18 protein-coding genes are annotated in these 21596 nt (G+C 70.7%); 1 reads left to right on the top strand and 17 read right to left on the bottom strand.

What is annotated here, in order from left to right:
* Positions 1-55: 55 nt before the first annotated feature.
* The 17 genes from LR393_RS03905 to pyrR form a co-directional block, all read right to left on the bottom strand.
* Positions 56-2203: a primosomal protein N' gene (locus LR393_RS03905; RefSeq protein WP_231481589.1), complete on the bottom strand. Its 2148-nt coding sequence runs from the start codon at positions 2201-2203 to the stop codon at positions 56-58.
* Between the two features lie 97 nt (positions 2204-2300).
* Entirely contained in the window at positions 2301-3491 is a 1191-nt protein-coding gene (metK, locus tag LR393_RS03900) for a methionine adenosyltransferase (protein WP_231481588.1), read from the bottom strand.
* Positions 3492-3620: 129 nt separating this feature from the next.
* Positions 3621-4895: a bifunctional phosphopantothenoylcysteine decarboxylase/phosphopantothenate synthase gene (locus tag LR393_RS03895; RefSeq protein ID WP_269326658.1), complete on the bottom strand. Its 1275-nt coding sequence runs from the start codon at positions 4893-4895 to the stop codon at positions 3621-3623.
* Positions 4896-4908: 13 nt separating this feature from the next.
* Positions 4909-5169 (bottom strand): DNA-directed RNA polymerase subunit omega, encoded by a 261-nt coding sequence (gene rpoZ, locus LR393_RS03890; protein WP_231481587.1) that lies wholly within the window; start codon positions 5167-5169, stop codon positions 4909-4911.
* A 68-nt stretch (positions 5170-5237) separates the two neighbouring features.
* Complete coding sequence (gmk, locus tag LR393_RS03885; protein WP_331282901.1) at positions 5238-5876, bottom strand: guanylate kinase; 639 nt, start codon at positions 5874-5876, stop codon at positions 5238-5240.
* Between the two features lie 7 nt (positions 5877-5883).
* A complete protein-coding gene (gene mihF, locus LR393_RS03880; RefSeq protein ID WP_231481585.1) occupies positions 5884-6198 on the bottom strand; it encodes an integration host factor, actinobacterial type in 315 nt (104 codons plus the stop codon).
* Between the two features lie 486 nt (positions 6199-6684).
* Positions 6685-6852, bottom strand: a complete 168-nt coding sequence (locus LR393_RS03875; RefSeq protein WP_231481584.1) for a hypothetical protein — start codon at positions 6850-6852, stop codon at positions 6685-6687.
* 965 nt (positions 6853-7817) lie between these two features.
* Positions 7818-8414 carry a GTP-binding protein gene (locus tag LR393_RS03870; RefSeq protein WP_231481583.1) on the bottom strand — a complete coding sequence of 199 codons (597 nt, stop codon included), beginning with the start codon at positions 8412-8414 and terminating at the stop codon, positions 7818-7820.
* Complete coding sequence (locus LR393_RS03865; RefSeq protein WP_231481582.1) at positions 8395-8760, bottom strand: DUF742 domain-containing protein; 366 nt, start codon at positions 8758-8760, stop codon at positions 8395-8397. The genes LR393_RS03870 and LR393_RS03865 overlap by 20 nt, the downstream gene beginning before the upstream one ends.
* Positions 8757-9182, bottom strand: coding sequence for a roadblock/LC7 domain-containing protein (locus LR393_RS03860; protein WP_231481581.1), 426 nt, complete (start codon positions 9180-9182; stop codon positions 8757-8759). The genes LR393_RS03865 and LR393_RS03860 overlap by 4 nt, the downstream gene beginning before the upstream one ends.
* A gap of 81 nt (positions 9183-9263) precedes the next feature.
* The gene (locus LR393_RS03855) at positions 9264-12167 is read right to left on the bottom strand and encodes a sensor histidine kinase (protein ID WP_231481580.1); all 2904 of its coding nucleotides are present in this window, start codon (positions 12165-12167) and stop codon (positions 9264-9266) included.
* A gap of 523 nt (positions 12168-12690) precedes the next feature.
* Positions 12691-13545: an orotidine-5'-phosphate decarboxylase gene (gene pyrF / locus LR393_RS03850; RefSeq protein WP_231481579.1), complete on the bottom strand. Its 855-nt coding sequence runs from the start codon at positions 13543-13545 to the stop codon at positions 12691-12693.
* Positions 13542-16862: a carbamoyl-phosphate synthase large subunit gene (gene carB, locus LR393_RS03845; protein WP_231481578.1), complete on the bottom strand. Its 3321-nt coding sequence runs from the start codon at positions 16860-16862 to the stop codon at positions 13542-13544. The genes pyrF and carB overlap by 4 nt, the downstream gene beginning before the upstream one ends.
* Complete coding sequence (gene carA / locus LR393_RS03840; RefSeq protein ID WP_231481577.1) at positions 16846-17982, bottom strand: glutamine-hydrolyzing carbamoyl-phosphate synthase small subunit; 1137 nt, start codon at positions 17980-17982, stop codon at positions 16846-16848. The genes carB and carA overlap by 17 nt, the downstream gene beginning before the upstream one ends.
* Positions 17979-19286, bottom strand: coding sequence for a dihydroorotase (locus LR393_RS03835; protein ID WP_231481576.1), 1308 nt, complete (start codon positions 19284-19286; stop codon positions 17979-17981). The genes carA and LR393_RS03835 overlap by 4 nt, the downstream gene beginning before the upstream one ends.
* Positions 19286-20248: an aspartate carbamoyltransferase catalytic subunit gene (locus tag LR393_RS03830; protein ID WP_231481575.1), complete on the bottom strand. Its 963-nt coding sequence runs from the start codon at positions 20246-20248 to the stop codon at positions 19286-19288. Before LR393_RS03830 ends, LR393_RS03835 begins: the two co-directional genes overlap by 1 nt.
* Positions 20245-20862, bottom strand: a complete 618-nt coding sequence (gene pyrR / locus LR393_RS03825) for a bifunctional pyr operon transcriptional regulator/uracil phosphoribosyltransferase PyrR (protein ID WP_231481574.1) — start codon at positions 20860-20862, stop codon at positions 20245-20247. The genes LR393_RS03830 and pyrR overlap by 4 nt, the downstream gene beginning before the upstream one ends.
* Positions 20863-21076: 214 nt before the next feature.
* Between pyrR and bldD the strand changes: the two genes are divergently transcribed.
* Positions 21077-21574, top strand: coding sequence for a transcriptional regulator BldD (gene bldD, locus LR393_RS03820; RefSeq protein ID WP_231449190.1), 498 nt, complete (start codon positions 21077-21079; stop codon positions 21572-21574).
* The last annotated feature ends 22 nt before the right edge of the window (positions 21575-21596 follow it).

Genomic DNA, 21596 nt, shown 5'->3' with positions numbered 1-21596 from the left:
CACTACGGTGATGGAGGGACGATGGCGAGGGATCCGGGCACGCCACCGGCCAGGTTCACCCGGGGTTCAGCGGGTCGAGCTGGATGCGGGTGGCCCCGGGTTCGCGGCGTGAGCTGCGGATCGCCGCGGCCGCGTGCAGAGCCCGGGCCAGGTTCGCCAGTTCTCCCCGCGGTGCGCGCAGCAGCACCCGCACCTGGGTCTCGTCGATCTCCTCGGGCTCGTCGCGTTTCTCCTCGAGGCCGGCCAGGGTGGCGGCCCTCGGGATGTGCCGGCGCGGCGGTTGGGCGCGCGGTTCATCGGCGACGGACGAGGTGAGCACCTCGGTCGGCCCTAGGGTCTGGGTGCCCTCCGGGAGCTGGGCGGTGCGGACCAGGGAGTTCACCGCGGTCGCGGTGCCGGTCACGTCGGCGAGCACGACCGCCGGCGGGAAACCGAGCTCGGTGCGCTCGTCGAGCTCCCTCTCGGCCTGGCTGCCCGGGTCGATGCGGACCAGCGCCTGCACGGCCGGGGCCTGCGGGTCGGCGGTGATCACGACCGCGCCGCCCTCCTGCGAGGGACGCACCTGTGCCGACGCACCGAGCCAGCGGCGCAGTGCGTCTTCGCTGGCCCGCAGGTCGGGACGTTCCAGCAGCCGGCCGGCGTCGAGCAGCACGGCGGCGGCGTACCCGCCCTCGACCGGCGGCTCGATGCCGGGCGTGGAGACGACCAGCGCGTTGGCCGGGACGTGCGGCGTGGGCCCGTCGGCCTGCGGCACCACCACCGCGGCGCCCGGGAACGCCTGGCCGAGTTCCTCCGCCGTGCGCCCGACCCCGACCGTGGTGGCCCGCAGCCGGCGGCTCTGGCAGGTGGTGCAGCGCCACGCCGCCGTGACCCGGCCGCACCAGCGGCACTCGGGCAGGCCGGCCTGGTCGCCCCGGGACGCGGACGGGAACCCGAGCGGGCCGTGGCAGTGCTCGCACCGGGCCGGGTGCCGGCAGTCCTGGCAGGCGAGGCCGGGCAGGTAACCGGCGCGCGGCACCTGCACCAGCACCGGCCCGCGCTTCAGCCCGTCGTTGATCGCGCGCCAGGCCGGGCTCGGCAGGCGGCCGTGAGCGCTGGGGTCGTCACCGCCGCCGAACGCGGTGGCCGCGACCTGGATCCGCGGCCAGGCGCCGCGCACCACGGCGCGGTCGGCCGCGACCGGCCGCGCCCAGCCGGTGCGCAGCCAGGCCGCGCACTCCACCGACTGCGACCAGGAGCCCGCGATCAGGGCCGCGCCCTCCAGCTCGGCGCGCAGGGCCAGCACCTCCCGGGCGTGCGGGTAGGGAGAGCGCGGTTCGGCGTGCATCTCGTCGCCGTCGTCCCAGATCACGACCAGGCCCAGGTCGTGGACGGGTGCGAAGGCGGTGGCGCGGGTGCCGATCGCCACCTTCACGTCGCCCCGGGAGACCGCCAGGAAGTTGCGGTACCGGGTGGTCGGGCCGAGGTCGGCCTCCAGGCGGGCGTGCCGCCCGGGACCCAGCCGCCGGGTCAGGGTCTGGTCGAGGGCATCGACGTCGCGCTTGTCGGGCAGCACCACCAGCGATCCGCGGCCGGCCCGCAGCGCGGTCTCGATCGCGGCGGCCAGGTCGTCGCACCAGGCCGGGCCGGGCAAGGCCTGCCACACCGCACGGGGAGCGTCACCGGCGGCGATACGGGCCAGCAGGGCGGGACCGGCGCGGTACCGCTCCCAGCCGGCGACCGTCTCCGGCGGGAGAGGTTCCCGGGCCTCGGGCCGGCCGGCCTGCTCGACGCGGGCGTGACGGGGCGGCACGGCCAGACGCAGCACGTCGGTGAGGTTGCCCGCGTAGCGCTCGGCCACCGCCCGGCACAGGCGCAGCACGGGCGGGGTGAGAACCGGCTCGGGCGACACCACCTTGCGCAGCGGTGCCAGCCGCCCCTGGTGCCCCGACTCGTCCACCCGCTCGAGCAGGTAGCCCTCGATGTCCTGCCCGCCGAACCGCACCCGCACCCGCACGCCGGGCTGCGCCGCGACGGACATCGGCTCGGGCACCAGGTAGTCGAAGACCCGGTCGAGGTGGGGCAACGGCACATCGACGGTGACCCGGGCGACGGGCAGCTGCGCCGCGGCGGCCGCGGGGGGCTTGGGTTTGCGGCCCCGGGTCGCGGCGCGGAGCAGTTCCAGCTGGTCGCCGGAGCTGCTGGCGTCGGATCCCGTGCTCATGGGTCCCAACCTAAAGCAGAACGGCCGCCACCCTCGCGGGTGACGGCCGGCCTGTGGACAACTCAGGGGTCTTGCCCACCTGGTGACTACTGGATGGCTACCCGATCGCTGCGCGCAGCGCGTCGACGCGGGTGGCCTGCTCCCAGGTCAGGCCCGGGAGGTCGCGGCCGAAATGACCGTAAGCAGCGGTCTGGTGGTACTTCGGCTTCAGCAGGTCCAGGTCACGGATGATCGCGGCCGGGCGCAGGTCGAACACCTCACGGATGGCCTTGGTGATCCGTTCGACCGGAGCGGTCTCGGTGCCGAACGTCTCCACGTACAGACCCACCGGCTGCGCCTTGCCGATCGCGTACGCGACCTGCACCTCGCACCGCTTGGCCAGGCCGGCGGCCACCACGTTCTTGGCCACCCAGCGCATCGCGTACGCGGCCGAACGGTCGACCTTGCTCGGGTCCTTGCCCGAGAACGCGCCACCACCGTGACGGGCGAAACCACCGTAGGTGTCCACGATGATCTTCCGGCCGGTCAGACCGGCGTCGCCCATCGGGCCACCGACCTCGAACCGGCCCGTGGGGTTGACCAGCAGCCGGTAGTCGGAGGTGTCGATGTCGACGCGGTCCAGCACGGGCTTGATCACGTGATCGACCACGTCGGGCTGCAGCAGGTTCTCCAGGCTGACGTCGGCCGCGTGCTGGCTCGACACCACGACCGTGTCCAGGCGCACGGCCCGGTCACCGTCATAGGCGATGGTGACCTGGGTCTTACCGTCGGGGCGCAGGTAAGGCACCTCACCCGACTTGCGCACCTCGGTCAGGCGCTCGGCCAGACGGTGCGCCAGCCAGATCGGCAACGGCATCAGCTCAGGCGTGTCGTCGTTCGCATACCCGAACATCAGACCCTGGTCACCCGCGCCCTGAAGGTCCAGCGGGTCCGCGCCGGCCTCGACCCGCGCCTCGTAGGCGGTGTCGACACCCTGCGCGATGTCCGGGGACTGCGCCCCGATGCTCACCTCGACCCCGCACGAGTTGCCGTCGAAGCCCTTGGTCGAGGAGTCGTACCCGATGTCCAGGATCGTCTTACGGACGATCGACGGGATGTCGACGTAGGACTTCGTGGTCACCTCGCCGGCCACGTGCACCAGGCCGGTGGTGACCATCGTCTCGACCGCCACGCGGGAGGTCGGGTCCTGCTCCAGCAGGGCATCGAGGATCGCGTCACTGATCTGGTCACAGATCTTGTCGGGGTGCCCCTCGGTGACGGACTCAGAGGTGAACAGGCGATCGGACACGGCACTCCCGAAGGGTGTGATGACGAGCAGAGTTGTGAACGGTTACGGGCGGCGATACCTCGGCCGCGCCGACTACTCTAACCATCCTGGTCGACAAGGAAGGCCGGTGGTCGGCACGCCCTGGGCGAACTACGGGACGAGCAGAGGGACGACGGCTTCCCAGATCGCTCCGGCCACCGTCTCCTTGGTGCCCGCCGGCACGGGAGTCACCGTGCCGTCCGCGGACAGTAACGTCACCTCGGTGTCGTCCTTGCCGAACACCTTCCCGGCCGCGACATCGTTCAGTACCAGCAGGTCACAGCCCTTCCGGGCGAGCTTGGCGGTGGCGTGCCGGAGCGCGCTGCCGGTTTCGTCACCGGTCTCGGCGGCGAATCCGACCACCACCTGACCGGCCCGGCGCGAGGCCACGAGCCCGGCGAGGATGTCGGGATTTCGGACGAGAGTCACGACCGGCGCGTCGTCTGCATCCGCACTTTTCTTGATCTTGTGCTCGGCCACCTGCGCCGGGCGGAAGTCGGCCACGGCCGCGGCCATCACGACGACGTCGGCGTCCTTCGCGGCGACGGTCATCGCCTCGCGCATCTGCAGCGCACTCTCCACCCGCACCACGTCGGCGCCGTCGGGGGGAGGCACCTCGATCGGGCCGGCGACCAGCGTCACCCGGGCGCCCCGTTCGAGGGCGGCCTTCGCCAGGGCGACGCCCTGGCGGCCGGACGAGCGGTTACCGAGGAAGCGCACCGGGTCGAGAGGCTCGCGGGTGCCGCCGGCGGAGACCACCACGTGGCGTCCGGCCAGCGCACGATCATCGAGGGCCGGACCGGAAGGGAGGACACGGGTGGGCACCGGTGCGGGTGCGGCGCCTTCGCGGCCGGGTCCCCGGCTGTCCAGCAGGGCCAGGGCGGCGGCGAACAGGTCTTCCGGCTCGGGCAGCCGGCCCGGGCCGCTGTCGGCGCCGGTGAGCCGGCCACTGGCGGGTTCCACCACGGTCACGCCACGCTCGCGCAGGGTGGCGACGTTGGCGACGGTGGCCGGGTGCGTCCACATCTCGGTGTGCATCGCCGGTGCGAGCAGCACCGGACATCGCGCGGTGAGCAGGACGTTCGTGAGCAGGTCGTCGGCCAGACCGTGCGCGGCCCGGGCCAGGAGGTCGGCAGTGGTGGGAGCCACCACGACCAGGTCGGCCTGCTGGCCGATCCGGACGTGCGGCACCTCGTAGACGTCGTCCCACACCGAGGCCGAGACCGGGTGCCCGGAGAGGGCCGCCCAGGTCGGAGCCCCGACAAAGGTCAGCGCCGCCTGGGTGGGAACCACCCGGACGTCGTGACCGGCCTCCTTGAACAGGCGCAGCAGGAGGCAGGCCTTGTAGGCGGCGATGCCGCCACCTACGCCGAGAACGATTTTCAGGGGATGACCCTGGTCAGTCGTGCTTCTCGGCGGTCAGCAGACCCTCGTTGATCTCGCGCATGGCGACGGAGAGGGGCTTCTCCTGCACGTGCGTCTCGACCAGCGGGCCGACGTACTCCAGCAGGCCCTCGCCGAGCTGCGAGTAGTAGGCGTTGATCTGACGCGCGCGCTTGGCGGCGAAGATGACCAGCGAATACTTCGAGTCCACCGTCGACAGCAGGTCGTCGATCGGCGGGTTGGTGATGCCTTCGGGGCTGGCAACAGTTCCGGACACGCAAACTCCAGGCTTCGATGGTGCGGTGTGAGCTCGACACGAACGGGCCGCGTCGCGACCAGGGTAGTTCAGTGGTGCGAGTCGACCCTGGTGACCGGGCTGTCGGTCGGGGTCAGGCCCATCCATGATACGAGCTCGTTCGTGGCGCGCAGGACATCGTCGTTCACGATGCTGATGTCGAACTCCGACTCGGCGGCCATCTCGACCTCCGCCGTGCGCAGCCTACGCGCGCGCTCCTCGCTGTCCTCGGTGCCCCGCCCGACCAGCCGGCGGACGAGTTCGTCCAGGCTGGGCGGCTTGAGGAAGACGAAGAACGCGGAGGCCATGTTCTCGCGGACCTGCCGGGCGCCCTGCAGATCGATCTCCAGCAGGGCCGGACGGCCCTGCGAGAGAACCTGCTCGACCGCGGCGCGCGGGGTGCCGTACCGGTGCCGGCCGTGCACCACCGCCCACTCCAGGAGCTGATCGGTCGCGATCAGCTCGTCGAACTTGGCGTCGTCCACGAAGAAGTAGTGGACGCCGTCAACCTCTCCCGGCCTCGGGGGCCGGGTGGTGACCGAGACAGAGAGCCAGATCTGCTCATAGCGGCGGCGGATGTCGGCCGCGACCGTTCCCTTCCCCACCGCCGTGGGCCCTGCCAGTACTGTCAGCCGTCCTGGCCGAACCTCCCCGCCCCCCGACGGGTTCTGCCGCTCCGTCCCGGTCACCGGTGGTTCAGCTCCCGAAGCGCTTGATCAGCGCAGCGATCTGGTTGGAGCCGAGACCACGTACACGCCGGGACTCGGAGATGCCGATCTCTTCCATGATCTGACGGGCACGCACCTTGCCCACGCCGGGCAGAGCCTCGAGAAGCGCCGACACCTTCATCTTGCCGATCACCTCGTTCTCCTGCCCCTCTTTGATCACTTCCCCGAGTGAGCCCTGCGAGTACTTGAGCCTGTTCTTGATCTCGGCACGAGCACGCCGAGCCTCGGCCGCCTTCACCAGGGCGGCGGCCCGCTGCTCGGGAGTCAGGGGGGGCAGAGCCACTTGAGTCACCTCAGTTGTTCGTCGAACTCAGTAGGTAGTTGAGCCGTACCGGAGTAATTCCGGCCGTCCAGCCGATCATTCCTATCCGATCGGCGCAGGCAGACCGCGAAATCTGGTCCGAACCTAGCGAGTCGGTATCCCGGAGGGCAACGCGGGGGGCCGTGTCGCCACTTCCCTGATCCGCGGGCCTTTCGTTCGCCCGTACCGCCAGCTTCCAGCCGTGTTCCGGTCGCCACGGAGCACCGATCGAGAATGATCGGTGCACCGATGGGAGCCGACACTAACGGCTAATCCAGACATACTGGTATTCATGTCCGCCAGGACGCGCCGTGAAACCGGCATCCGGCGATTGTTCAGCGGTCCTGACCGGGTTTTTTCTCCAGGATTGCCCGGCTGGATCCTGCCAGAGCGTTGTCGGGCCCCCACCGGCGGTATCCATTGACCGCCGGTTCGGCCCTGAAAAGAATTCTCCGGAGCACACCCGAGTCAGCCCCGAGCCAACTGGATCCGGCCTGAATCGGCCCGGATCAGCCCCGAGTCGGCGCCGAACCAGTCCGAGTCGGCGCCGAACCAGTCCGAGTTGGCGCCGAAGTCCGAGTCGGCGCCGGAGTCCGAGTTGGGCAGAGCCGGCCCAGAGTTGGCCTGAGTCGGCACCGAGTCGAGCAGAGCCTGACCCAAGTTGACCCTGACCCCGCCCCGAACCGAGTCGAAATTGGCCTGCCACCCACCCGGAACCGGGCTCCGAACCAGCCCGGGGCCCACTGGGGACACTCTGGAGCCCGCCCAGAACCGGCTCGAGGCTCACCCCATCGCCGAATCCCGCCCCCACGGCGGCACGGATCGGTGCCAGAGACCGTGGGAGGGCTCCCGGAGCGCGGCCGGGCCGGCCTGAGGGGTGGAAGGTCACCGGGAGGTCACAGCGGGGCGCAGCGGGCAGCACAGGCCCTCAGCAGCCTGGGCCGATCCGATCCTCGTGCCGGTCACGCGGGGGACGTCCACCGGCGAAGCCCCGCCCGGACGCCACCGAGCCATGGGCCACCCGACCGCCACGGTCCCCCGGCCGGCCACCGACGGACGCGGCCCTCCCCCGGCAACCGGGGTCTGCCGACAGGCCGAGCTCTCTCGATGCACCCCGGTCACCCGCCCGTCCACCAGCTCCCCGCACTCCCGGACCAGCCGACGTGCGCCGGTCGTCCCCGTCCGTCGGCAACCCCCACTCCGGCAGCCCTTACCCCGGTAACCCCGCGTCAGCCGGCTCACCGCGTCCACCAGCCACCCGCCTCAGGGCACTTCCTCGCGTCAGCCGACCACCCGCGTCCCCTGACCACCCATGAAAGCCGGCTCACCGCGTCCACCCACCAACCACGTGCGTCCCCTGACCACCCCATCAAAGCCGGCTCACCGCGTCCACCCGCCAACCACGTGCGTCACCTGACCGTCCCCCGTGAGCCAGTTGCCGCGTCCACCCGCCACCCCTGACCACCGACCACCCGCGTCGTCCGGCTACCCGGGTCCGCCGGTCGCATCCGGGTCCCGACATGGGTCCGGGCACCCCCGGACGCCGGTGGCGCCGGAGGTGCCCGGTTCTCGTGCTGCGGTGCTGGGTCGTGAATCGCTGGTCAGGCCGGGGCCGCGGTGGCCATGCTGATGGCGTGCTCGGCCAGGGTGACCAGCAACTCCTTGCACGAGGCACGCTGACGCACGTCGGCCAGGACGATCGGCACGCGGTCGTCGAGGTCGAGGGCGACGCGTACCTCGTCGGGCTGGTACTGCTCGTCCCCGTCGAAGCAGTTCACGCCGACGACGAAGGGGATGCCCCGGCGCTCGAAGAAGTCGACGGCCGGGAAACAGCTCTCCAGCCGGCGGGTGTCGGCCAGCACGACGGCGCCGATCGCGCCCTCGGCCAGCTCGTCCCACATGAACCAGAATCGGTCCTGGCCGGGCGTGCCGAAGAGGTACAGCACCAGTTCGGGGCTGATCGTGATGCGGCCGAAGTCGAGGGCCACCGTAGTGGTCTTCTTCTGCTCGACGCCGGAGAGGTCGTCGACACCGCGGCTGAGCTCGGTGATGAGCTCCTCGGTACGCAGCGGCGGGATCTCGCTGATCGTGCCGACCATGGTGGTCTTCCCGACCCCGAAGCCGCCCGCGATGAGCAGCTTCACCGCCGTCGCGCGCACCCCGGGCCGCTGGTTCGGGTCAGAGTCGGCGTATGCCATTGATAACCGCCTGAAGGACGTTGATGTCGGGGGTGACGGCCGACCGGAACATCAGCAGCTGCCGGTCGATGAGGTCACCGATGAGGATTTTCACGACGCTGAGCGGCAGGCCCAGGTCGGCGGAAACCTCGGCGATGGACTTGGGGTGCTGGCACATGGTGACGATCTGGAGCCCTTCGGGTTCCAGATTGTCGGCCAGCTGGGGGGTCACCCGCTGCAGGGCCACCACCAGCGTGATCATCGCGAGATCGCGCTGCTTGCTGGTGGTGCGCCCACGGGTCAGCGCGTACGGCCGGACCAGCGGCCCGGCCTCCTCGTCGAACCAGTGCTGATCCGACGGGGTCACGGCCTCGGTCCCGCCCCGGGCGACGCATCCTCCCGAGGCTGCGAGCTGAGGTAGGTGCCGACCTGCTTGACCAGCAGGTTCATCTCGTAGGCGACCATGCCCATGTCCGCGTTGACGTCGGCCAGGAGCGCAAGACACGCGCCCTGACCGGCCGCCGTGACGACCAGGAAATAGTTGTCCATCTCGACGACCGTCTGCCGCACCCCGCCGCCGCCGAAGTGGCGACCGGTACCGCGGGCCAGGCTCTGGAAGCCGGAGGCGACCGCGGCCAGGTGCTCGCCGTCATCACGGTTGAGGTTGCTGGACCGGCCGATGAGCAGGCCGTCGGACGAGAGAACGATCGCCCGGTCCGCGCCCGGGAGCCGGCGGAGCAGATCCTCCACCAGCCAGTCCAGGCCACCCATCGCGCTGTTCTGCGTCATCTCGCCTTCCAGTCAGTGGTTCGCGGGAACAGTGTTCTCGCCTTCCTTCTCATTGGTGATGCTGGTGTCCGGCCGTGGCGGTCAGGCGCCATCGGGCCGTTCCGTGCGGCCGCGCTGGGTACCGCGCTGGAACGCGGCCATCCGGTTGCGGGCCGCCTCCGGGTCCAACGGGCCCGTGGTCTCGGAGCCCTGGGGCATCGCCCCGGTGCTGGACACCGGGGAACTCTTCAGCCGGTCGGACAGGTTCGCCTGCCGGACGCGGCGGGGCAGTTCGGGACGGCCGGTGCGGGTCGCGCCCCGGGTCACCGAGGTTCCCGGCGCACTGCCCCGTACTCCCGCGGGCGGGGTGGGCGCCCCCTTGGCCAGACCGGCCGGGCTCGGCATCGGCGCAGGCATCGGGGTCGGCATCTGGCCCTGCGGCATCGGGGTCTGCGACATCCCGCTGCTGCGCACCGGCAGGCTGCCGGTCGACGGACCGGCCGAACGCGAGGCCAGGTAGTCGGCGCGGGCCTGCGGGTTCACCATCGGCTCGCTCCCCCCACCGGACTGGTCGATCCGTGAGGACGGCGTGTAGCCCGGCTGCGCGGGACGCATCGGCTCCGGCGCGCGGGAGGACGAGGGCATCGGGCGGATCTGACCACCCGGGGTGCCCTGACCGTTCGAGCCACCCTGACCGTTCTGGCCGGCCTGCTCGCGCCCACGCCCGATGCGCTGCAACGGACCGGTCGGGTTGCGCGGCTCGGCCGGGGCCACGGACAGCGCCGGCGCGGAGGAACGGCCGGGCCGCTCCGGGACTCCGTCGCCCGGGACGACCGTGATCTCACCGGTCATCTCGCCGGTGATGGCCATCCGCTCGTGCAGGGACCGCGCCCCGGGCGCCACCGCGCTGTCGTCGGCGCCGTCCAGGGCCAGCGTGCCGGTACCACCGGTGACACCGCCGCCGGAGGCGTCGAACAGGTCGGACGGGATCAGGACGACGGCCTTGGTACCGCCGTAGGCCGGCGACGGGGTGAGGGTGACGCGGATGTTCTGGCCGGCGGCCAGCTGCGCCACCACGAACATGCCCAGGCGGGGTTCCTCGCGCAGGGTCAGCGCGTGGAAGTCCGGTGCCGTGGTGAGCATCTCGTTCAGCTCGGTGAGTTTGTCGGCCGGGATGCCCAGGCCCTGGTCCTCGATCTCGAGCACCAGGCCCTTCCCGACCAGGTTGCCCCGCACCTCGACCTTGGACATCGGCGGCGAGAACGAGGTGGCGTTGTCGACGAGCTCGGCGAGCAGGTGGATGACGTCGGCGACCGCGCCACCGTTGATGGACAGGCGGGGCAGGCGACCGACCGACACCCGGGCGTAGTCCTGGGCCTCGGAGATCGACGAGCGCACGACCTGGAGCAGCTCGACCGAGTTGCGCCAGCGGCGACCGGGCTGGCCACCACCGAGGATGACCAGGTTCTCGGCGTTGCGGCGGGCACGGGTGGCCAGATGGTCGAGCTCGAACAGCAGCTCGATCTGCTCCGGGTCCTCCTCGAACCGCTCGGCCTTCTCCAGCACGCCCAGCTGCCGGTGCACGATGACCTGGCTGCGGTAGGCGATGTTGAGGAACACCTCGCGCAGACCGTTGCGGGTCTCGGCCTCCTGCACGGCCGCGTTGACGGCGACCTCCTGCGCGTGGTTGAACGCGCTGGCGACCTCGCCGATCTCGTCCCGGCCGTAGTGCAGCTTGGGCATCTGCCGGGTCTCGTCGTCGACCTCACCGGTGCGCAGGCCCTCGACCAGGGCGGGCAGCCGGTTGTCGGCCAGGTCCAGCGTCTGGTCGCGCAGACCGCGCAGGCGGCGGGCCAGGCGGTTGGACTCGCGGGCGGTCAGCGACAGCACGATGGCGGCGAAGATGACCAGGCCGATACCACCGGCGATGGACTGCGAGTAGCGCTTCTCGGCCAGGTCGACCGCCATGCTCGAGGAGTAGGCGAGCTGGCTGATCGCGATGTCGACGAGCTGGTCGGTGACGTCGTTGTGGGCGGTCTCCCAGGCCGACGACGGGATCGGCAGATCGGCCTTGACGTTGCCGTTCCGGATCTGGGCGGGCGTCGGCTCACTGTCCAGCAGGGTGTTCGGGGCCCCGGTGACGGTGGCGACGGGCGTGCCGGCCAGCAGTTTCGCGCGTTCCCGCACGGTCAGCGCGTCGGCGTTGAGTACGGCCTGCTCGACCCGGGCCTGCTGACGCCAGCTGTCGCTCTCGGTCAGCGCGGTGATCTTGGCCAGGACCCCGGGATCCGTGATCATCTTGGAGAGGAACTCCAGACGGTCGCGGTAGACCCCACCGGTCTTGACGAAGGTCTGGTACTCATCGGGCGTCAGCCCCTGGTTCGACAGGGCCAGATAGGCCAGCGCGTTGCCCTGCGACATCTGGTTGACCAGGTGGATCAGCTCGGACGCCTCGCGCTCCTGCTGGCCGGACTCACCGTTGGGCGTGGTCCGGGCCATCAGCGAGATGGAGCGGTACGTCAGGTCGACGAAGTTGCTCCAGTACTGCTGGGCGTCGGCCGCCGGAAGGGTGCGATCGTCCACGCTCTGGCGCATCTTCGCCATGCCGCCGCCGAGCACTCCCAGGTCGGCGAAGACCGGGGCCAGGTAGTCGGGTGCGTTCTCCTGCAACAGGACCGCGTCCGCGTTCAGCGTGGAGAGCACCTGGTCGGTCCGCGCGCGCTGGGCGTCGAGCTCGGTCCGGCCGGCCTTCGGGTCGGCCAGGTAGGCGACGCTCAGGCGGCCCTCCCGCTCGGCCTCGGGGATGAAGGCGCGGGACGAACCCAGCTGTGTCTCCATGACGCTGTTGCCGTCGCGGATGTCGCGGGCCGACAGGGCCAGATAGCCGGCGAGGATCACACCGACGACGAGGAGGGAGAGACTGGGGACCCAGCCGAGCAGCAGGATGCGCGTCCGGATCGACCGGCCACCCATTCGCGTTCGAGGACCGCGGGCCTTCGGAGCCATCGAGACGGCATTCCTTCCCGAACCCCGGGACCGAGGGTACGGGCCACGCCCTCCACCCTCCAGGAGCTAGGGGGTGGGACGGGCCACGAGCTGCCGCAGGCTGGGAGCCATCACCCAGCGCGCAAAAAGAAGGCTCGCATTCCGTCGGGCAGTGACGATCTCCTGAGTCCGGGTCCGTGTGAACGTTTCCGGCATGGTGAGCAAGTACAGGGGGGATCTCGGGCGCCGTGGGCACACCCGTTGTGCCGCATCCGATTTGATACGGATGTGGCCCTGAGGGGTGCAACATTGTCACTGCTGAGTTATGGGCGTCAAGTGCGGTTTACGCAGAGTGTGCGGATACATACGGACTCGACAGTCTTCTAACCGTCAACTGTCGTTTCTTGCTCTCCGTCATCAGTAAAACGCTGAGAGAAGTCCCGTTCCCGGACCTCCCGCCACGAACCGGACACAGAAACGCCCGGCCGCCGGAAAGATCCGGCGACCGGGCGTTCCGGTCGATCAGTACAGGGTCAGCGGGGGGTCAGGCCCGCAGGGCCTTCTCCACGGCGTCCACCGACCGGGCGGCGGCCTCCCGCAGCCCCGCCACACCCGGCCCCGCGCCCAGCACCTCGCGCGAGGAGTTGGGCAGCACCTGGTCCCGGGCCGCGCCGAACACTGCGCGCAGGTCGTCCGGCGTGGCCCCCTGAGCCCCGATACCGGGGGCCAGGATCGGGCCGTTGATCGCCGAGAGGTCGTGCTCGCGGCCCACTCCGGTGACCGTCGCGCCGACCACGACCCCGACGGAACCGGTCGGCGAGGCCCCGGCGTTCTCCGCGGCCACCGCGTCGATCACGGTCTGCGCCACGGTCTTCCCGTCCGGCTGCCGGGCGTGCTGCACCTGCCCGCCCTCCGGGTTGGAGGTCAGGGCCAGCACGAACACCCCCGTGCCGCTGGCCGCGGCCAGGTCGAGAAGTGGCCGCAGCGAGCCGAATCCGAGGAACGGCGAGACCGTCACCGCGTCACCGGCCAGCGGCGAGCCCGGCCCCGCGAACGCGTCGGCGTAGGCGGCCATGGTCGATCCGATGTCGCCGCGCTTGGCGTCGACGATGCTCAGCGCACCGCCGTCCCGGATGCCCACCAGGGCCCTCTCCAGCACCGCCACGCCGGCCGAGCCGAACCGCTCGAAGAACGCGGCCTGCGGCTTGATCACCGCGACCCGGTCGGCCAGGGCCTCCACCACGGTCAGGGTGAAACGCTCGAGCCCGGCCACGTCGTCGGACAGACCCCACTGCGCCAGCAGCGCCGGGTGCGGGTCGATCCCGACACACAGAGCCCCCCGCGAGCCGACCGACGTCCTCAATCTCGACCCGAAGGAAACAGCCGGCGACGAGGTCACAGCTGCTGCTCCGCGCGCAACTCACCCAGACGCGCGGCGTGCTCCTGGAGCGACGCCACCCGGACCGGCTCGTTGCGCGCCGCCTCGATCGCCTGCACGGCGGCCGAGAACTGCTGGATGGTCGTGATGATCGGCTTGTCCACGGCCGTGGTGGTGGCCCGGATCTCGTAACCGTCCATGCGCGCGGCCGGGCCGGACGGGGTGTTGACCACCATGTCCACCTCGCCCGCGGCGATCATGTCCACGATCGTCTGCTCCCCCGTGGAGCCGCTGCCCAGACCGAGTTTGCGGACGCGGGTGGAGGCGATGCCGTTGCGGCGCAGCACGTCCGCGGTGCCGTCGGTGGCCAGGACGGTGAAACCGAGGTCGACCAGGCGCTTGACCGGGAAGATCATCGCCCGCTTGTCCACGTCGGCGACCGACACGAACACCGTGCCGGTGTCGGGAAGACCGCCGAACGCCGCCGACTGGGACTTGGCGAACGCGTGCGGAAAGTCGGTGTCGATGCCCATGACCTCACCGGTGGAGCGCATCTCCGGCGAGAGCAGGGTGTCGACGATCTTGCCCTCGGCGGTGCGGAACCGCTTGAAGGGCAGCACGGCCTCCTTCACCGACACCGGTGACTCGGCCGGCATCGTGCCGCCGTCGCCCTGGGCCGGGAGCATGCCCTCGGCGCGCAGGTCGGCGACGGTCGCGCCGAGCATGATCCGCGCCGCGGCCTTGGCCAGCGGCACCGCGGTGGCCTTGGACACGAACGGCGCCGTGCGGCTGGCCCGCGGGTTGGCCTCGAGCACATAGAGGACGCCGGCGGCCAGGGCGAACTGGACGTTCAGGAGTCCCCGCACGCCGACGCCCTTCGCGATCGCGAAGGTGGATTCCCGGACCCGCTCGATGTCGCGCTGTCCGAGGGTCACGGGCGGCAGCACACAGGCCGAGTCGCCGGAGTGGATGCCGGCCTCCTCGATGTGCTCCATCACGCCGCCCAGGTACATCTCGTCGCCGTCGAACAGCGCGTCGACATCGATCTCGATGGCGTCGTCGAGGAACCGGTCGACCAGGACCGGGCGGCCCGGGCCGATCTCGGTGGCGCGCTCGAGGTAGTCGGCCAGCTGGGTCTCGTCGTAGACGATCTCCATGCCCCGCCCGCCGAGCACGTACGAGGGACGCACGAGCACCGGGTAGCCGATGCCGTCGGCGATCTGCTTGGCGCGGGGGAAGCTGATGGCGGTGCCGTGCTTCGGCGCGAGCAGGCCGGCGTCGGCCAGCACCTCACCGAACAGGCCCCGGTCCTCGGCCAGGTCGATGGCCTCCGGGCTGGTGCCGACGATCGGCACCCCGTTGGCCTTGAGCGCTGCTGCCAGACCCAGCGGGGTCTGGCCGCCGAGCTGCACGATCACACCGACGAGCTCACCGGAACGGCGCTCCGCGTGGACGATCTCGAGGACGTCCTCGAGGGTCAGCGGCTCGAAGTAGAGCCGGTCGGAGGTGTCGTAGTCGGTGGAGACCGTCTCCGGGTTGCAGTTGACCATGATGGTCTCGTACCCGGCCTCGCGCAGCGCGAACGAGGCGTGCACGCAGGAGTAGTCGAACTCGACGCCCTGGCCGATCCGGTTCGGGCCGGAGCCGAGGATGATCACCTTGCGCCGGTCGGACGCGGTGACCTCGTCCTCCTCGTCGTAACTGGAGTAGTAGTACGGCGTGCTGGCGGCGAACTCGGCCGCGCAGGTGTCGACCGTCTTGTAGATCGGCCGCACCCCCAGCGCGTGCCGCACGCCGCGCACGACGTCCTGCGCCATCCCGGTCAGGGCGGCCAGCTGGACGTCGGAGAAGCCGTGCCGCTTGGCCTCGCGCAGCAGGTCGGGCGTGAGCGCCTCGGCCTGCGACACCGACAGGGCGATCTCCTGGATCAGCATCAGCTGGTCGAGGAACCACGGGTCGATCTTCGTGGCCTCGAACAGCTGCTCGATGCTCGCACCGGCCCGGATCGCCTGCTGCACCTTCAGCAGCCGGTCCTCCGTGGGCATCTTCATCTGCTCGAGCAGCGGCTCCAGGGCCGGGACCGGGCCGTCCCAGTGGAACGCCGCGCCCTTCTTCTCCAGCGAGCGCAGCGCCTTCTGCAGGGCCTCGGTGAAGTTCCGGCCGATGGCCATGGCCTCGCCGACCGACTTCATCGTGGTGGTCAGCGTCGGGTCGGCCGCCGGGAACTTCTCGAAGGCGAACCGGGGCACCTTGACCACGACGTAGTCGAGGCTGGGCTCGAAGCTGGCCGGGGTCTTCTCGGTGATGTCGTTCGGGATCTCGTCGAGCGAGTACCCGACGGCCAGGCGGGCCGCGATCTTGGCGATCGGGAAGCCGGTGGCCTTGGACGCCAGGGCCGAGGAGCGCGAGACCCGCGGGTTCATCTCGATGACGACCACGCGGCCGTCGGCGGGGTTCACCGCGAACTGGATGTTGCAGCCGCCGGTGTCCACGCCGACCTCACGGATGACCGCGATGCTGATGTCGCGCAGCTTCTGGTACTCGCGGTCGGTCAGGGTGAGGGCGGGCGCGACGGTGATCGAATCACCGGTGTGGACGCCCATCGGGTCGAGGTTCTCGATCGAGCAGACGACCACCACGTTGTCGTTGTGGTCGCGCATCAGCTCGAGCTCGTACTCCTTCCACCCGATGATCGACTCCTCGATCAGTACCTCGGTGGTCGGCGAGTAGTGCAGGCCGGCGCCGGCGATCCGGTCCAGGTCGGTGCGGTCGTAGGCGATGCCGGAGCCGAGGCCGCCCATGGTGAAGCTGGGGCGCACCACGACCGGGTAGCCGAGCTCGCCGGTCGCGGCGACGCAGTCGTCCATGGTGTGGCAGACGAAGCTGCGCGACACCGTGGCGTCCAGGCCGTGGTTCTCACGCACCCGGTCGACGACGCCCTTGAACAGCTGACGGTCCTCACCGGCCTCGATCGCCGCGACGTTGGCGCCGATCAGCTCGACGTTGTACTTCTCCAGGACGCCGGCCGCGTGCAGGGCCATCGCGGCGTTCAGCGCGGTCTGGCCGCCCAGGGTGGCGAGCAGGGCGTCGGGACGCTCCTTGGCGATGATCGCCTCGATCACCTCGGGGGTGATCGGCTCCACGTAGGTGGCGTCGGCGAACTCCGGGTCGGTCATGATCGTGGCCGGGTTGGAGTTCACCAGGACGACCCGCAGGCCCTCCTCGCGCAGCACCCGGCAGGCCTGGGTGCCGGAGTAGTCGAACTCGCAGGCCTGGCCGATGACGATCGGTCCGGAGCCGATGACGAGGACGCTGGAGAGATCAGTTCTTCTGGGCATCGGCGCTGTGCTCCCCCATCAGATCGGCGAAACGGTCGAACAGGTAGCCCGCATCGTGCGGGCCGGCTGCCGCCTCGGGGTGGTACTGCACCGAGAATGCAGGCCCGTCAACAAGATTGAGACCTTCGACGACGTCGTCGTTGAGGCAGACATGGCTCACCTGCGCCGACCCGAACGGGGTGGCGAAGGTGCCGTCCCGGGGCGCGTCGACGGCGAAACCGTGGTTGTGCGCGGTGACCTCGACCCGGCCGGTGGTGCGGTCCATCACCGGCTGATTGATGCCGCGGTGGCCGTAGCCCAGCTTGTAGGTGCCCAGGTCGAGGGCGTGGCCCAGGATCTGGTTGCCGAAGCAGATGCCGAAGAACGGGATCCGCCGGTCCAGCACCTCTTTCAGCAGGCCGATCTGCTCCTGCATGGTCGAGGGGTCGCCCGGGCCGTTGGAGAAGAACACGCCGTCGGGGTTCGCGGCGAGCACGTCGTCCAGGGTGGCGGTCGAGGGCAGCACGTGGGTCTCGATGCCGCGCTGCGACATCCGGTGCGGCGTCATCGCCTTGATGCCGAGGTCGATCGCGGCCACGGTGAACCGCCTGTCGCCGACGGCCGGCACCACGTAGCGCTCGGCGGTGCTGACCTGGTCGGCCAGCGAGGCGCCGCTCATCTCCGGGGCCTGACGCACCTGCTGGAGCAGGGCGTCGTCGGCGGGCAGGTCGGGGCCCGAGAAGATCCCGACCCGCATCGCGCCCCGCTCGCGCAGGTGACGCGTGATGGCGCGGGTGTCGACGTGGGAGATGCCCACGACCCCCTGCGCGGACAGCTCGCCGGGCAGCTCGCGCTGCGCGCGCCAGTTCGAGGAACGGCGCGCGGGGTCACGGACGACGTACCCGGCCACCCAGATCTTCGAGGACTCGTTGTCCTCGTCGTTGACACCGGTGTTCCCGATGTGCGGCGCGGTCATGACGACCACCTGGCGGTGGTACGACGGGTCGGTCAGCGTCTCCTGGTAACCGGTCATCCCGGTGGAGAACACCGCCTCGCCGACCGTGCTGCCGACGGCACCGTAGGCGCGTCCGCGCCAGCTGGTCCCGTCCTCGAGCACGAGGACTGCGGGGACGGATGTCACAGCGGCACCTCCGAAAGAGCCTCGTTGAGGACGCCGTCCAGAACGGTCGGGCGTCCCGCGTAGATGGTCGCCACGACACGACCGTGCATCGTCCGGCCCCGCACCGGAGAGTTACGGCCCATCGTGGCCTGGGTTGCAGGATCGCATTCCCACCGGGCGGTGGGGTCGACCAGGGTCAGGTGGGCGGGCTCGCCGGCCGCGATCGGGCGGCCCTGGCTCGCGACCCGACCGATCCGGGCGGGCTTGACCGACATCCGGTCCGCGACCTGGTCCCAGGTCAGCAGGCCGGTGTCGACCATGGCCTCCTGCACGATCGACAGCGCGGTCTCCAGGCCGGTCATGCCCATCGAGGCGACGCCCCACTCGCAGTCCTTGGCCTCGACCGGGTGCGGGGCGTGGTCGGTGGCGACGATGTCGATCGTGCCGTCGGCCAGGGCCTCGCGCACGGCCTGGACGTCGGCGGCGGTGCGCAGCGGCGGGTTGACCTTGAACACCGGGTCGTAGCTGCGCACCAGCTCGTCGGTCAGCAGCAGGTGGTGCGGCGTGACCTCGGCCGTGACGTCGATGCCGCGGCCCTTGGCCCAGCGCAGGATCTCGACCGACCCGGCGGTGGAGACGTGGCAGACGTGCAGGCGGGAGCCGACGTGCCCGGCCAGCAGCACGTCGCGGGCGATGATCGCCTCCTCGGCGACGGCCGGCCAGCCGGTCAGGCCGAGCTCGGCCGACACCGACCCCTCGTGCATCTGCGCGCCCTCGGTCAGGCGCGGTTCCTGGGCGTGCTGGGCGACGACCCCGTCGAAGGCCTTCACGTACTCCAGGGCGCGGCGCATCAGTACCGGGTCCCAGACGCAGTGGCCGTCGTCGGAGAACACCCGCACGCCGGCGGCGGAGTCGGCCATCGCGCCGAGCTCGGCCAGGCGCTCACCGGCCAGTCCGACGGTGACCGCGCCGACCGGGCGGACGTCGACCCAGCCGTACTCGCGGCCCAGCCGCCAGACCTGCTCGACCACGCCGGCGGTGTCGGCCACCGGATCGGTGTTGGCCATGGCGTGCACGGCCGTCCAGCCGCCCATCGCGGCGGCCCGGGTGCCGGTCTCGACCGTCTCGGCGTCTTCCCGGCCGGGTTCGCGCAGGTGGGTGTGCAGGTCGACCAGACCCGGCAGGGCGATCAGCCCGTCCGCGTCGATCACCTGGGCACCGCTCGCGGTGACGGGGCCGACCTGGGTGACCAGACCGTCCTCGATCAGGATGTCGGTCGCCGGACCGCCCAGCGGACGGGCGCCCTTGATCACGTAGGAGCCCATCAGGCGTCCTTTCCTTCGGCCTGCCCGGACAGGAGCAGGTAGAGAACGGCCATCCGCACGGCGACCCCGTTGGCCACCTGCTCGACGATGGTGGAGCGCGGCGAGTCCGCCGCCTCGGCGGTGATCTCCAGGCCGCGGTTCATCGGCCCGGGGTGCATGACCAGCGCGCCCTCGGGCAGCCGGTTCATCCGGCGGGCGTCGAGCCCGTAGCGGCGGGAGTACTCGCGGGCGCTGGGGAAGAACGCGTCGTGCATGCGCTCCCGCTGCACCCGCAGCATCATCACCGCGTCCAGGTCGCCGTGGCCACCGTTCACCACGTCGTCCAGATCGTACGAGGTCGTGCACGGCCAGTGATCGATCCCCACCGGTAGCAACGTCGGTGGCGTGACCAGCACCACCTCGGCGCCCAGGGTGTTCAGCAGGGTCACGTTCGAGCGCGCCACCCGGCTGTGCAGCACGTCGCCGACGATCGCGACCCGCTTGCCCTTGAGGTCGGCGCCGATCGCGTCGGGCACCAGCCGCTGGCGCAGCGTGTAGGCGTCCAGGAGGGCCTGGGTGGGGTGCTCGTGCGTGCCGTCGCCGGCGTTGACGATGGTGCCGTCGATCCAGCCCGCGTGGGCCAGCCGGTGCGGTGCCCCGGAGACCGAATGGCGGACGACGACCGCGTCGGCCCCCATGGCCTTCAGGGTCAGGGCCGTGTCCTTGAGGCTCTCGCCCTTGGAGACACTCGATCCCTTCGCCGAGAAATTGATCACATCGGCCGACAGGCGCTTGGCCGCGGCCTCGAACGAGATCCGGGTGCGCGTGGAGTCCTCGTAGAAGAGATTCACCACGGTGCGGCCGCGCAGGGTCGGCAGCTTCTTGATCTCGCGCTTCTGCGTGGCCGCCATCTGGTCGGCGACGTCGAGGATCTGGATGGCCTCGGCCTGCGACAGATCGGCGGTGGAGAGCAGGTGCCTCACTTGGCCACACCTCCGGTGATGCTCACGACGTCCTCTCCCCCGTCGACCTCGCTCAGCCGCACCCGCACGCGTTCCAGCGTGGACGTGGGCAGGTTCTTACCCACATGGTCGGCGCGGATCGGCAGCTCGCGGTGGCCCCGGTCGACCAGCACGGCCAGGCGCACGGCGCGCGGGCGGCCGAACTCGGACAGCGCGTCCAGGGCGGCGCGGATCGTGCGGCCGGAGTAGAGCACGTCGTCCACCAGCACCACGATCTGGTCGTCGATGCCGCCCTCGGGCAGGTCGGTGCGCGCGATCGTGCGGAAGGCCTGCCGGCGCAGGTCGTCGCGGTGCATGGTGACGTCGAGGGTGCCCACCGGGACCTCGGTGCCCTCGATCGAGGCCAGGCGCGCGGCGAGACGGTGGGCGAGGGTCACACCTCGGGTGGGGATCCCCAGGAGGACGAGGTGCTCGGCACCCTTGTTCCGCTCCAGCACCTCGTGGGCGATGCGGGACAGGGCGCGGCTGATCTCGGCGGGTTCCAGGACGGCCCGGACGACCTCCACCCCGTCGTTCACGACGGGTGGATCTTCCGGTGCGCTGGGTGAGCTCTGGGCAGGGCGTGCGGGCGACATGTGTCGACCCCCTCCTTCTCCGCCTCACGGGACGGATCGTTAAAGGACTGGTCGCTGATGGCGTTTTGGAGCGCCTTTCGGCCCCCGGAGGCTACCAGCCGGTGACCGGCCGTGTAGCTCGGACCCTCTTCGCCTACGCCGAGTGGCGAATTCCTTCGAAAACTTTCCCAATGTGACTTGACGGAGTCAGTGACTCTCCGTGACTATCATCGGCATGGCATCTGATTACGCCAGGGCGCTCGGCGCCCGCCTGCGTGGGATCCGCACCCAGCAGGGGCTGTCCCTTCATGGGGTGGAAGAGAAGTCCGAAGGTCGCTGGAAGGCGGTCGTGGTCGGATCGTACGAGCGCGGCGACCGGGCGGTCACGGTTCAGCGGCTCGCGGAGCTCGCTGATTTCTACGGCGTCCCGGTCCAGGCCCTGTTGCCTGACGCGGCTCCGACGGGGAGCAGTGAACCCCCGCCGAAGCTCGTGCTCGACCTCGAGCGGCTGCAGTCCGTCCCGGCGGAGAAGGCGGGCCCCCTGGCCCGTTACGCGGCGACGATCCAGGGTCAGCGCGGCGACTACAACGGCAAGGTCCTCTCGATCCGGACCGATGACCTGCGCACGCTCGCGGTGATCTACGACGTTCCGCCGGCCGTACTGGCCGAGCAGCTGATCACGTGGGGGGTCCTCAACGCGGACGCCCGCCGCGCGGTCGCCCAGGAAGACTGATCCAGGAACCCTGGGAACGCTG

Source organism: Kineosporia mesophila, assembly GCF_021129235.1.
GTDB classification, from domain to species: Bacteria; Actinomycetota; Actinomycetes; order Actinomycetales; family Kineosporiaceae; genus Kineosporia; species Kineosporia mesophila.
Note: the sequence above shows the minus strand (reverse complement) of the source record. Positions and strands in the feature narration are given on the sequence as shown.

Bases quoted from the DNA above. Each gene is read 5' to 3' on its own strand.
- LR393_RS03905 (WP_231481589.1), bottom strand. From the start codon at position 2,203: ATGAGCACGGGATCCGACGCCAGCAGCTCCGGCGACCAGCTGGAACTG.
- LR393_RS03870 (WP_231481583.1), bottom strand. From the start codon at position 8,414: ATGGCATACGCCGACTCTGACCCGAACCAGCGGCCCGGGGTGCGCGCG.
- LR393_RS03860 (WP_231481581.1), bottom strand. From the start codon at position 9,182: ATGACGCAGAACAGCGCGATGGGTGGCCTGGACTGGCTGGTGGAGGAT.
- LR393_RS03855 (WP_231481580.1), bottom strand. From the start codon at position 12,167: ATGGCTCCGAAGGCCCGCGGTCCTCGAACGCGAATGGGTGGCCGGTCG.
- carB (WP_231481578.1), bottom strand. From the start codon at position 16,862: ATGCCCAGAAGAACTGATCTCTCCAGCGTCCTCGTCATCGGCTCCGGA.
- LR393_RS03835 (WP_231481576.1), bottom strand. From the start codon at position 19,286: ATGGGCTCCTACGTGATCAAGGGCGCCCGTCCGCTGGGCGGTCCGGCG.
- pyrR (WP_231481574.1), bottom strand. From the start codon at position 20,862: ATGTCGCCCGCACGCCCTGCCCAGAGCTCACCCAGCGCACCGGAAGAT.
- bldD (WP_231449190.1), top strand. From the start codon at position 21,077: ATGGCATCTGATTACGCCAGGGCGCTCGGCGCCCGCCTGCGTGGGATC.